We start from the raw sequence: 12,435 nt of genomic DNA, 5'->3' as shown, positions 1-12,435 counted from the left end.
GGCTGCACGGGCGCTCCCCGCCCCAGGGCCCCGCTCACCCCCCGACCCGCGCCAGCGCCTCCCCGGTCCGCCGGCTCCACGCCACCACCACCGCCTCCCGCGGCGCCGCACGCCACCGCGGCAGCAGCAGCCAGCGCACGTGGTAGCGGCGGACGACGGCGGCACGGCCGGCGCGGGTCGTCGCCGGGTCGAGGTAGGCGCGGACGGCGGCGGCCCGCCGCTGCCGCTCCCGTTCGTCGAGCGCGATGTCCGGCCAGAGGGGCGCGACCAGGTTCACGCCGTACCCGGCGACGGCGTGCCGGGCGTAGTAGCCGTCGGCGAGCACCACGTCGCCGCGCCGCATCCACCGCGCCGCCCAGTCGTAGGACGGCCAGCGCGGCGGCTGGCCGAAGCCGACCGGATCCAGGGAGCGCGGCACCACCGCCCCCGCCTGCACGCTCAGGAACCCCACGCAGGCGCCGGCGGCGGCGAGCATGCCCAGCAGACGGCGCCAGGGCGCCCAGGGCCGGGGCGCCGAGAGCTCCACGGCGAGCGCGAGCTGCGGCCCCAGCAGCGCCGGGCCGAGGATCCGGCCGTAGGTGAAGTGGCCGCTGAACCACCCGTACGCCACGACGAGGCAGTCCAGCAGGAACATCAGTACCAGCGGGTCCCGCCCCCGCGACCGGCGCGCCCGCAGCCACAGCGCCGGCACACCGAGCAGGGCCAGCCAGAAGCGGCCGCCGAGGTCGTCGTAGAGCACTCGGTGCAGCCCGTCCAGCCGGTCGTCCCCGACCAGCGCGAACACGTCGAAGTACGGCCAGCTCCCGGCGAGTGCGAGGGACACGGCCGCCGCCAGGAGCCAGCGGCCCGCCACCCGGACCCGCCACCCGCGCTGCCAGGCCGCCACGCACGCCAGGGCCCCCACCGAGGCGGCCACGGACGTGATCGGATGCACCAGCAGGACCAGCCCGTACAGCGCGCCCAGCCCCGCGTACCCGCCGAGGCCGCGCAGCCCGCTCGGCCCCACGAACCGCACCCGCTCCGCATCCCGCGCCCGTGTCGCCGTCAGAGCCCACGCCCACAGCGTCAGGCCGAGCGCGAACGCCGACGGATAGCCGAGGTTCCCCGTCATCGACATCAGCCCGAGATAGCCGCTCCACGAGGCCGGCTCAGTGCCCCACAGCAGGGTCACCGCGCCCAGCGCGAGCACCGGCGCCCAGGGCCGCGGGGTCAGCGCCCGCGCGAACCGCCCGAGCCCGGTCAGCAGCACCAGCAGGTTCAGCGGCCCGGCGAGCCGCAGCACGTCCCAGCCGGACAGCCCGGTCCACCGGGCGAACACGCCCTCCGCGAGGGCGTACGGCGAGTAGTACGGGCTGCCCGCGCCCGGCACGTCCGCCATCGGGTGGCGGGGATGCAGCAGATCCGCCCTGAGGCGTTCGATCACCGCCGCGTGCTGGCCGGCGTCGCAGCACAGCGGCAGGCGCCAGTACGCCAGCGTCATCACCAGCCAGAACAGGGCGCCGCACACCTGGTACGGGCTCGGGCGCCGGGAGCGGCCGCCCCGCGCGGCCGCCCCGCGCGCGGAGCGCCGTCGGACGAGGACTCCGCCGCTCACCGGACCGGGGCGGGAGAGGGGGTCGCCACCTGGACAGGGGCGGAGACCGCTACCAGGACCGGAGCAGGGACGGACGGGGATCTACGGGGCATTAGCCGTATATTCCCAATATCTTCCGCTGGGTCGGCGACTCCGTCCCGGGTCACCTCATCGGGTGAGCGGGTTCCCCATGACGGCGGCCTGCTGTCTCCCGCTCGCCCTCGCCGCGCAGGCTCATGACGGTGCGGGCCGGTCGTGGCCGCAGGACTGGGCGGGCAGCTGCGCGGTGACCGCCCGAGCACCACGTGCCGCACCACCCGCTCGGCGGCGCGCCCGGCGCCGTACGGGCAGAAGCGCTCGCCGAACACGGCCCGCGGCCGGGCGGAACGGCAGCCGCGCACATGCCCGCCGGTGAGGATGGGGCGGGCCGGCGCCGGCCGGCGGGCGGGGTGTCCGGGGCCGGCCGGCGGCACCGTGGGGTGGTGTGTGCGGAGAACACCGTGCGGTCCGCGCGCGGCGGCAGGGACAGCTGGATCCGGTGGTGCGCCTGGAGCAGGACGGCCCGCAGCGCCCGCAGCGACTTCAGGACGACCTTGGCCGTACGGCGGCGCAGGGCCATCGCCATCCGCAGCGCCCGGAAGGCGTGGTGCAGGCCGAGGCGGACCAGGGCGGGCCGCGGCCGGGGACGCAGCGGGAGCCGGAGGCCCGGGGTGCGGTGGCGGCGGTAGTACGTGCGGGCCCGGCGCAGGAACTTCGCGCGGCAGCCGTGCGGCAGCCGGCCCGGGCGGGAGAACACCCGGTCGTGCCGCTCGAGGACGTCGAGGTCCCGGCGACCGGTGGTGCCCGGGACGCCTTCCTGCCGGCGCTGCCGGTGGTGCACGCACACCCGGTCCAGGGTGGCGATCGACGTCGCGGCCGGCAGCACCGGGTACGTCCACGGGGCGTCCTCGTGGCAGCCGGCCGGGAAGGTGAGGCCCTCACGCTCACGCTCCACGAAGTCCCGACGGCAGGTCCTCAGGGGCGCGGTGACGTCGCCGTGGAGCGCCCTGCCGGTCCAGTCCGTGTGCGCGAAGCCGTAGACCAGGACGTCCGGTTCGGCGGTCTCCTTCAGCCGCGTCTCGATCGACCAGAGCGCGTCCGGGGTGAGCGTGTCGCCACCGACCAGAAGGACCAGGTAGTCGCCCGCGGCCTGGTCCAGTCCCGCGTCGCGGGCCCGGGCCGGTCCCTGGTGCTCCGCCAGGTGTACGGCCCTGACGCGCGGGTCGCGCGCCGCGAACTCGTCGACGATCGCACCGCACGCGTCCGGCGAGCAGTCGTCGACGGCGATCAGCTCCAGGTCCATGAACGACTGGGACAGCACCGATTCCAGGCACTCGTGCAGATGCGCCTGGACCTGGTACACGGGGACGATCACACTGAACCGGGGCACGGAGGACATCCAAGGGTCGGCGCGGGCGGTCGGCCCGTCGTGCCGCTTCCGTCACTACCGGGCTGTGCCCGGGAACGGCCGATGGAGTGAATCGGTCACGTTCCGCTACGGCAACCGGGGGACGGTGGTGAACGCGAAGGGGCGGGCCGTTCCATCGGCCCGCCCCTGATGCGTCTGCTCTCGCCGCTACGGGGATTCATTCGCAGTGCACCGGCGTTCACGCCGGTGGTCAAGCGAATCCGGTGGTTGCGACGCGGAACGTCGTCGGATCCTTACGGCGGGGCCGGATTCGGCTGATCCGCCCCGGAGTGTCGGTGACTGCTGCTAGCGTCCGGATCATGCAGCTTCGTTATGCCTTCCGTCTCTACCCGACGCCCGGTCAGCGCATCGCGCTGGCCCGGGCGTTCGGGTGTGCGCGGGTGGTGTACAACGACGCGATCGCGGTGCGGGAGCGGGCCCGGTCGGCGGGGGAGGCGTTCCCCACTGCGGCCGTGCTGTCCAGGACGCTGGTCACCGAGGCGAAGAAGACCCGCGAGCGGCACTGGCTGGGCGAGGTGTCGGCGGTGGTGCTGCAGCAGGCGCTGCGGGACGCGGAGAGCGCCTACCGGAATTTCTTCGCCTCCCTCAAGGGCGAGCGCAGAGGCCCGACGTCGGGGGCGCCGCGGTTCAAGTCGCGCAAGGACCGCCGGCAGGCGGTCCGGTTCACCGCGAACGCCCGCTGGAAGATCACCGAGGCCGGCCGGCTGAGCCTGCCGAAGATCGGCGAGGTGCGGGTCAGATGGTCACGCCCTCTGCCGTCCGTGCCGTCCAGTGTCACCGTGGTCAAGGACGCGGCGGGCCGGTACTTCGCCTCCTTCGTTATCGACACCGACCCGGCCGCCGACGCAGCCCGCATGCCCGACACCGACCAGGCCGTGGGCATCGACCTGGGGCTGACCCACTTCGCGGTGCTGTCCGACGGCACGAAGATCGACTCCCCGCGGTTTCTGCGCCGCGCGGAGAAGAAGCTCAAACGGGCCCAGCGGGAGCTGTCCCGCAAGCAGAAGGGTTCCAGGAACCGGGAGAAGGCCCGGCTGAAGGTCGCCCGCGCGCACGCGCGGGTGGCCGACGCGCGCCGCGAGTTCCATCACCAGCTCTCCACACAGCTGATCCGTGAAAACCAAACGGTCGCAGTGGAGGATCTGGCGGTAGGCGGGCTGGCGCGCACCCGGCTGGCCAAGAGCGTGCACGATGCGGGCTGGTCCCAGTTCGTGGGCATGCTCGTCTATAAGGCCGCCCGGTACGGGCGCACCCTCGTCAAGGTCGGGAGGTTCGAGCCCACCAGCCAGGTGTGCTCGGCCTGCGGCCATCCAGGCGGTCCCAAACCGCTGCAGGTGCGGGAGTGGACCTGCCCGGCCTGCGGCACGGTCCACGACCGGGACCACAATGCCGCGAAGAACATCAAGGCCGCCGGACTGGCGGTGACAGCCTGTGGAGCGCAGGTAAGACCGGGACCTGTTCCGGCACAGCGCGGTGAAGCAGGAAGCCACGGAATCCGAACCGGAGCCCGTGCCGCGTAGCGGCACAGGCTCCGGAGTGGAAGACCAGAATCCTCGGGCTTCAGCCCGGGGAGCAAGTCATTTGACCGCGCCCGCCATCACACCGGACACGAACTGCCGCTGGAACGCGAAGAACACGGCCAGCGGGATCACCATCGAGATGAACGCGCCGGGCGCCAGGACGTCGATGTTGTTGCCGAACTGGCGTACCTGTGTCTGCAGGGCGACCGTGATCGGCTGCGTACCGGACTTGGTGAACACCAGCGCGACCAGCATGTCGTTCCACACCCACAGGAACTGGAAGATGCCGAGACTGGCGATCGCCGGCCCCCCGAGCGGCATCACGACCCGGGCGAACAGGCGCAGTTCACCGGCGCCGTCGAGCCGGGCCGCCTCCAGCAGCTCGCGGGGGATCTCCGCGAAGAAGTTCCGCAGCAGGAACACCGCGAACGGCAGGCCGTACCCGGTGTGGAACAGCACCACTCCGAAGATCGTGCCGAACAGGCCGATCTTGCCGAAGAGTTCGGCGATCGGGATCAGCGCCACCTGCACGGGCACGACGAGCAGACCGACCACGGCCAGGAACCACCAGTCGCGGCCCGGGAACTCCATCCACGCGAACGCGTACCCCGCCAGCGAGCCGACCACGACCACCAGGACCGTCGCCGGAACGGTGATCAGGACGGTGTTGAGGAGGGAGTTGGTGATGTCGCTGTTCTCCAGCAGCTTCTGGTAGCTGTCGAACGTCAGCTGCGAGGGCTCGGTGAAGACGGTCCACCAGCCGCTGGCGCTCATGTCCTCCGGGGAGCGCAGCGACGACAGCAGCAGACCGATCGTCGGGACCAGCCAGAACAGGCCCACCACGATCAGCACCACGCGGACCGCACCACCGCTGACGGCTTCGGCGAGCCGGGAGCCGACCGACCGCTTGGCTCTGACGGGCTGGGCAGCGGGGACCGCCTTCGTGACGGCATCGGTCGTCATCGCCGCACCTCCCGCCGCAAGCGCCGCATGTTGAACAGCATCACCGGGATCACCAGCACCAGCAGGAACACCGCGATCGCGCTGGCGACGCCCGGCCGGCCCTCCGAGAAGCCCTTGCGGTACAGCTCCAGAGCCAGCACGTTGGCGTCGTCCTGGGAGGAACCGGGGGCGATGATGAAGACCAGGTCGAAGATCTTCAGCACATTGATCATCAGGGTGACGGCGACGACCGCGAGCACCGGCGCCAGCAGCGGCACGGTGACCCGGCGGAACACCTGCCACTCGTTCGCGCCGTCCACCCGGGCGGCCTCCAGCAGTTCACGCGGCACGCCCGCGAGCCCGGCCGCGATCAGCACCATCGCGAACCCGGCCCACATCCACACGTACGCCCCGATGATGGCCGGTGTGACCAGGGACGGGCCCAGCCAGTCCACCCCGTTGTACGGCTCCTTGAAGTTGCCCGCCGGAAGCCTCAGCAGGGCGCCGTCGGCCTTCGCGGGCAGCGTGAAGGTGCCGTCTGCGGCGGCCTTCGCCGTCGCCACCACCTTGCCGTCCTTGACGGCCTCGATCCGCATGCCCGAGTAGCCCAGTTCGGACGGGTCGACCGCGCCGAGCTTCCCGACCCCCTTGCCGCGGGTGAAGTCCTGCCACGTGGTGCCGGTGATCTTCCCCGGCTCGACGGCGGCCTGTACGGCCTTCTTCGCGCTGTCGGGCATCTGCTCGGGGGCGACGCCCACCAGCGGCAGGGCGACCGACTGGCCCGTGTGCACCGGGCTGGTGGTGAGGAAGCCGCCGTGGTCGGGTTTCAGCGGCGAGTTGCGGCCCGGGTGCGCCTTCGGGAACGCCGACGACTGCGCGAAGGTGTCGTGGACCCCCACCCACACCGCGTTGGCGACACCCTTGTCCGGGTCCTGGTCGTACACCAGCCGGAAGATGATCCCGGCCGCCAGCATCGAGATCGCCATCGGCATGAAGACGACCAGCTTGAACGCCGTTCCCCAGCGCACCCGTTCGGTCAGCACCGCGAAGATCAGGCCGAGCGCGGTGGCGACCGCCGGGGCGAACACCACCCAGATGATGTTGTTCTTCAGCGCGGTGCGGATGCCGTCGTCGGTGAACAGGGCCCGGTAGTTGTCGATTCCGGCGAAGTGGTCGCCGGAGGAGTCGTAGAAGCTGCGGACGATCGAGTACCCGATCGGGTAGACCACGAGCGCGCCGAGCAGCACCAGGGCGGGCAGCAGGAAGAGGGCCGCCACGGTCCTCCGGGTGCCGGTCACGCTCTTGCGACCACGGGGGGCGGAGGGCGTCGCCGACGTCTTGGCGACGCCCTCCCCGGCTGCCGACGTCATCGCCGGCCCCGTCCTCGGTGGGTGCGAGCGGTCATCGGCCCATCAGCTCCCGCTGCCGTACGCCGCCGCCGCGTCCTTCTCCAGCTTCGCCTGGGTGCCCGCGACGTCCGAGGGGTTCATCAGGAAGTCCTGGAGGTCCTTCCACTCGCCCTTGCCGGGAGTGCCGCCGAACGCCTGCGGGGCCTGGTCCGACATGTCGAAGCGGAAGTCGTCGCCGGACGCGATCAGCGCCTGGGCGATCTTGCGCTGCACCTCGTTCGGGTACGCGGAGTTCGGCACGTTCTTGTTCGGGGACAGGTAACCGCCGAGCTTCGCCTGGATCGTGGCCGCGTCGGACGAGGCCAGGAACGTCACCAGCGCCTGCGCCGCCTTGGAGTCCTTCAGGATCACCGCCGCGTCACCGCCGGAGACGACGGGCGCGCTGGAACCCACCGCCGGGAACGGGAACACCTTGGCGTCCGTGCCCACCTTCGCCTTGGTCTCACCGATGTTGACCTGTGCGAAGTCGCCCTCGAAGACCATGCCGGCCTTCGGCTGGTCGCCGTCGGTGAAGGTCTGGGTGACGGAGACCGGGAACTCCGTCTGGAGCGCGCCCTTCGCGCCGCCCGCGATGTAGTCCTTCTTGGACCAGATCTGCGCGAGGGTGGTCAGGGCCTGCTTGACCGACGGATCCGTCCACTTGATCTTGTGCTGGGCCAGCTGGTCGTACTTCTCCGGGCCCGCCTGGGAGAGGTAGACGTTCTCGAACCAGTCGGTGAGGGTCCAGCCGTCGGCGCCGCCCACGGAGAAGGGGGTGACACCGGAGTCGTAGACCGTCTGCGCGGTGGTCAGCAGGTCCTTCCAGGTCTTGGGCTCGCTCGCGCCCGCGTTCTCGAAGACCTTGGCGTTGTACCAGATCAACGACTTGTTGGCGGCCTTGTAGTAGGCGCCGTACTGCTTCCCGCCGACCTTGCCGATGTCCTGCCAGCCCTGCGAGTAGTTCTTGGCGATCTGCGCCTGCGCCTCCGGGCCGAGCGGCTTGGCCCAGCCCTTGTCCACGGCCTGCTTGATGGCGCCCGGCTGCGGCAGCAGCGCCACGTCCGGCGGCTGCCCGCCCGCGATCTTCGAACCGAGGAAGTTGATGATCGGGTCCTGGGCGGGGACGAAGGTGACCTTGGCGCCCGTGCGCTTGGTGAACTCCGCGAGCACCTTCTTGAAGTTCTTCTGCTCCCCGCCGGTCCAGACGGCGGCGACCTCCAGGGTCTGGCCGTCCAGCTTCGGGAGGGTGACGGCGGTGCCGCCGCCCGTGCCGCCGGTGGCGCCGCCGCTGTGGTCGTCGCCGCTCTTCTTGTCGTTGTCCGAGCCGCCGCACGCGGCGAGGGAGAGAGCCAGTGCTCCCGCGGCGAGAGCCGCCGCGACCCTGGTCGCCCTGGTGGTACCGGCGGCTCCGTGTGTCCGGATGGTGCTGCTCGTGCTGCGCATCACTGCCCCGTTCTTCGTCCTCGTCGAACGTCCCAGCGCTGTCCTGTCCCGTGCGCTCTGGTCTACGCCGGGGCCCGGGAGTCGGCAAGAGCGCCCACAGTGTCAAGCGGAAGATCGTGACCTCGTCGTGACGGTAAGTCAGGCGGTACGGCAGGGGCGTGGGTCAGAGCAGGGACGGGACCTCGGCGGCCGACACCTCCCGCGCGGCCCGCTCCAGCGCGCTGGCCAGCAGGGCCAGGTCCGTCGGCCCGTTGCCCAGCTCCCGGACCGAGCGGCGGGTGGGCGGATCGCCCATGCGCTGCCACTCCAGGGGGACGACCGTGGGCCGCTGGGTCGCCGTCCGGGGGATACGGCCCGTGACCCGGCCGCCCTGGAACGGGGTCACCCGGCCGTCCGCACCCGTCAACCGGCCGCGCCCCGGCGCCGGTTCGTCCGGGCCCGAGGCCGGGGCGTCCAGCGTGACCCGCAGCGCGGCCCGGCGGGCCGGCTCCGTCTGTGCCGTACGGCCGCCGGGCGCGGTCGCCGCCACCAGGTGCACGCCGAGCCGCTCGCCCTCCCGCGCCACCGCCTCCAGCGCGCGGATCACGGACCCGGCCGCGGGCCGCCCGGGCGACCCCAGCGCGGGGGAGACCAGGGCGTCCAGGTCGTCGACGACCACGACCAGCCGGGGCAGCGGCGGCGGCGCCGTCTCGCCGCGCGCCCGTGCCGCCGCGGGCCGCAGTCGCAGGGTGGAGCTGGGCGGGGTGTCCAGATCGGCGGCCCCCGTGCCGGTCGTCCCCGTGCCGGTCGCCGCCGGGTCGGCCGCCGCGGTGCGGCCCGGCCCCGTGCGCTGGGCGACGATCCGGCCGGACACCTCGCGCCTGGTGTGCCACTCGGTGAAGTCGGCCAGCCCCAGCAGCTCGGCCCGCCGCTTCAGCTCCGCGCTCAGCGACTGGGCGAACTCCCGCATGCGCACGGGATCGCTGGCGGTCAGGTGGGTGGTGACATGCGGCACGTCCGTACAGACCCGCAGACCCTCGCCGTGCCCGTGGCTCGCGCCGGCGTCGTCCCGGCCGTCCAGCAGGACGATGCCGAGGCGGTCCGGGCGCTCGGCGGCGGCCAGCGAGGCCACGGCGGACCGCAGCAGCTCCGTACGGCCGCTGCCCGCCGGTCCCTCGACCAGCAGATGCGGCCCGTCGGTGACGAGGTCCGCGCAGACCGGGCCGCGCGGACCTGCGCCGAGTATCACCCAGGCCCGCCCGCCGAGGGACTTGGCGTCGTCGGCCGCGTCCGCCCAGCGCGCCTGGAGCGACGCCGGGGTGGCCCGGGCCAGCCCCAGCTCGTCCAGCAGCCGCGCCGACAGCGGCAACGGCACCGACAGCCGCGCCGGCCGGTCGCCAGCGGCGCCGTCCGCCGCCGTCCTCAGCGGCGCCAGCGCCCGCGCGAACCGCTCGGCCCACGGCAGGGACACCGCGTCGACCCCGGCGACGGTGCCTGGACCCACGGGCCCCTGCCCGCCGGAGCGCGCGACACGCATCAGCCGCAGCGCCGTCGCCACGTCGCCGCTGAGCAGCGCCACGGCCCCGCACTCGCCGAACACCGGCGAGACCGCACGGGCCGCCTCGTACGTCTCCGTCACCGGCGACGCGGGCGAGGCGGGCGCCGTCTCGGCGAGGCACACGACGTGGATCCCCGCCCGGGAACCCTCGTGCGCCAGCCGCGCCACCGCCTCCCGCACCGCGGCACCGCCCGGGTCGCCGTCCACGACGACCACGGTGTACGGCCCCGGAAAGCCGCGCCCGTCCGGCCCGTCGTCGTCCCGGGCCCAGGAGGGCCGCCGGCCGGCACCGCGCGCGGGTGCGGCCGGGACCGGGCCCGAAGCCGGGTCCGAAGGGGGCGGGGCTCCCGTGGTTCCCGGGGCTCCTGCGGTTCCCGGGGCATATGTGGGCCCCGCTGTGGATCCGGTGGGTTCCCGGCTCTCGGTGAGGTGGTCCTCCAGGCGGCGCAGGAGCTCGTCCGTGCGGGCCGTGGCCTGGTCGCGGTCGTAGGCCAGGAGCAGTCGGCAGTCCTGGCCGTGGCCCGGCCGCACATGGGGGAGCCAGCCGAGCCAGGACCACTCCGCGGTGCGCTCCTGGAGCGGGCGGGCGCGGTCCGTGCTGATCAGGACGATCTCGAGGGTGTCGGGGGAGTGCAGCGCGGCCAGCTGGGCCAGTACCGCGCGGGCCAGCCCGGACAGGCGCTCGCGCGGTCCGGCCAGCCCCAGCGCCCCCACCTCGCGCAGGCCGGCCGTCACCGGCACCGCGGACAGCAGCCGGCCCGAGTCGTCGGGGTCGGGGCGGTCGGCGGTGCCGAGCCGGACCGTGAGCGCCTCCGGGTGCCCCGGTCCGCGCTCCCACAGCCGTGGGCCCGGCCCCAGGGCCGTCAGCAGCAGCGCCGCCGGGTCCGGCCAGGTCTCCGGCAGACGCGGTGCGTACGCCGCGGGCGTGTGCCGCGCGGACGCGTGGGCCGCCGTGCCCTCGTCGTACGCCCCGCCGCGGGCCGCCGCCGTCTCGCCGCGTCCACCGGCCAGGCGCCGCGCCCACGCGCCGATCCCGCCGCGCCTGCGGACGCCCTGCGGTACGTCGGTGCCCCGCACGGGGGTCCCTTTGCGGCCGCCCCGCTCGAAGGCGCCGTAGAGGTCCGCGGCGAACCCTTCCGCGTGGGTCGGCCCGCCGCCGTGGCTCTCGATCCGCGGGGTGCGACCCTGCGCGGGGACGAGGGGCTCGACCGGCTCGTGCTCGCGTGCCTCCTGGGCCTCCGGGTCCGCGCCGACGCCCACACCCGAGGCCGTACCGGTGCCGTAGGCGGTGTCCGCACCCGCGCCTGTGCCGTAGGCCGTGCCCGTACCGAAGCCCGTTGCCGTTGCCGTGGGCGTGCCCGTACCGGTTCCGGCGTCGGGCACGCGCGCGTGCCCCGCAGTACCACCCTCGCCCGCCTCAGCCGGCGCGCCGCCCTCGGCGCCGGGAACCCGCACATGCCCTTCGCCGTCCGGTGTCGTCGCCACGCGCGCGGACGGGCCGGCGGCCGGGGTCAGGCGCAGGGCCGATTCGCCGATGCGCAGCAGGGCGCCCGGGGTGAAGCGGACCGGGCGGGAGCCCACGGGCCTGCCGTCCAGCACCGTGCCGTTGGTGGAGGCCAGGTCGGCGACCGAGACGCGGCCGTCGGCGGAGACCGACACCGCGCAGTGCAGCCGGGAGACGTCGGGGTCGTCGAGCGGGACGTCGGCGTCGGCGGAGCGGCCGACGACGATCTGCCCGCCGTGCAGCAGATGGACGCCGCCCGCGTCCGGCCCCGCGACCACGTGCAGCTGGGTCGGGGCCTCGTCGAGCTCGGGGTGCGGCTCCGGCTCGGCGGGGGCGCCCAGGGAGAGCAGCGCGCCGTCGAGCAGCGGCGGCTCGCCGAGCGTGCAGCGCTGGGTGTCGAGCCGCTCCACTCCGGCGTAGAGCACCACGGGCCCGGTACCGGGCTCCCGGCCGGACCGCTCCGGCCCGCCACGGTCGCGCCCGGCCGCACCGCGCTCCGGGCCGGACCGCTCGGACGCCGCCCCGCCGTCCCCGGCGACCGCGGCGGCCAGTGCCGACGCCACCGCGGCCAGGGCGGTCCCGGCGGGCGCCGTGACCAGCACGTCGCGGCTCGCGGCGCGGCCCCCGGCCGCCGCGGGCGGGCCCAGCGGGTCTACGACGGTCAGCCGGATCTGCATCGGCGTCAGCGGTCCCTTCTGCGCGGGCGCGGACTCCCCCCACCCCGCACGAGCACGTCGGCCAGTCACTGGAGGCATCCTCGCACCTGCCACCGGCAACACGCCCGCCGTCCCACGGCAAGTGATCTTGATTGGTCGGCTCTGCCCCCAAAAGTGCCTGGCCGGTGCCCTGTGAATGACCGCTTCGGGCCCGCTTGAGATCGGTCACGTCCGTGCGCGGGCAACCAACCGACCCGAGTCGAGCGTCTTACCGTCGAACATGTACGGCACCCCCTGCGTATGTCGCCGCGTACGTCGCTCGGGAACAGCCGGGAGGAAGGCGAGGAGCGGCACTAGAGTGGGTCGGAACACCCGCGACGGGCCCTGGGCCCTGTCGTCCCAGA

General features: G+C 73.9%; 6 protein-coding genes and 1 pseudogene. 1 reads left to right on the top strand and 6 read right to left on the bottom strand.

The features are described from left to right. Positions 1-34: 34 nt before the first annotated feature. Both R2S09_RS28480 and R2S09_RS28475 read right to left on the bottom strand, forming a co-directional pair. Positions 35-1,594 (bottom strand): hypothetical protein, encoded by a 1,560-nt coding sequence (locus R2S09_RS28480; protein WP_316744130.1) that lies wholly within the window; start codon positions 1,592-1,594, stop codon positions 35-37. Between the two features lie 463 nt (positions 1,595-2,057). Continuing rightward, positions 2,058-3,002 (bottom strand): annotated as a pseudogene (locus tag R2S09_RS28475) (glycosyltransferase family 2 protein); the annotation flags it as partial. A gap of 338 nt (positions 3,003-3,340) precedes the next feature. On the opposite strand from R2S09_RS28475, the gene R2S09_RS28470 reads away from it, so the two are divergent. Beyond that, positions 3,341-4,561 carry an RNA-guided endonuclease TnpB family protein gene (locus tag R2S09_RS28470; protein ID WP_316744128.1) on the top strand — a complete coding sequence of 407 codons (1,221 nt, stop codon included), beginning with the start codon at positions 3,341-3,343 and terminating at the stop codon, positions 4,559-4,561. 57 nt (positions 4,562-4,618) lie between these two features. Here R2S09_RS28470 and R2S09_RS28465 read toward each other — a convergent pair whose 3' ends face one another. The 4 genes from R2S09_RS28465 to R2S09_RS28450 form a co-directional block, all read right to left on the bottom strand. Next, positions 4,619-5,524 (bottom strand): carbohydrate ABC transporter permease, encoded by a 906-nt coding sequence (locus R2S09_RS28465; protein ID WP_306189373.1) that lies wholly within the window; start codon positions 5,522-5,524, stop codon positions 4,619-4,621. Further along, positions 5,521-6,873, bottom strand: coding sequence for a carbohydrate ABC transporter permease (locus R2S09_RS28460; protein ID WP_306189374.1), 1,353 nt, complete (start codon positions 6,871-6,873; stop codon positions 5,521-5,523). Before R2S09_RS28460 ends, R2S09_RS28465 begins: the two co-directional genes overlap by 4 nt. 42 nt (positions 6,874-6,915) lie before the next feature. Further along, positions 6,916-8,334 (bottom strand): ABC transporter substrate-binding protein, encoded by a 1,419-nt coding sequence (locus R2S09_RS28455; protein WP_316744126.1) that lies wholly within the window; start codon positions 8,332-8,334, stop codon positions 6,916-6,918. A 163-nt stretch (positions 8,335-8,497) separates the two neighbouring features. After that, a complete protein-coding gene (locus tag R2S09_RS28450; RefSeq protein ID WP_316744167.1) occupies positions 8,498-12,052 on the bottom strand; it encodes an FHA domain-containing protein in 3,555 nt (1,184 codons plus the stop codon). Between the last annotated feature and the right edge of the window lie 383 nt (positions 12,053-12,435).

This window comes from Streptomyces sp. MK7, assembly GCF_032658145.1.
GTDB classification, from domain to species: domain Bacteria; phylum Actinomycetota; class Actinomycetes; order Streptomycetales; family Streptomycetaceae; genus Streptomyces; species Streptomyces spiralis.
This window is presented reverse-complemented; position numbering and strand designations above follow the sequence as displayed.

Bases quoted from the DNA above. Each gene is read 5' to 3' on its own strand.
- R2S09_RS28470 (WP_316744128.1), top strand. From the start codon at position 3,341: ATGCAGCTTCGTTATGCCTTCCGTCTCTACCCGACGCCCGGTCAGCGC.
- R2S09_RS28465 (WP_306189373.1), bottom strand. From the start codon at position 5,524: ATGACGACCGATGCCGTCACGAAGGCGGTCCCCGCTGCCCAGCCCGTC.
- R2S09_RS28460 (WP_306189374.1), bottom strand. From the start codon at position 6,873: ATGACGTCGGCAGCCGGGGAGGGCGTCGCCAAGACGTCGGCGACGCCC.
- R2S09_RS28455 (WP_316744126.1), bottom strand. From the start codon at position 8,334: ATGCGCAGCACGAGCAGCACCATCCGGACACACGGAGCCGCCGGTACC.
- R2S09_RS28450 (WP_316744167.1), bottom strand. From the start codon at position 12,052: ATGCAGATCCGGCTGACCGTCGTAGACCCGCTGGGCCCGCCCGCGGCG.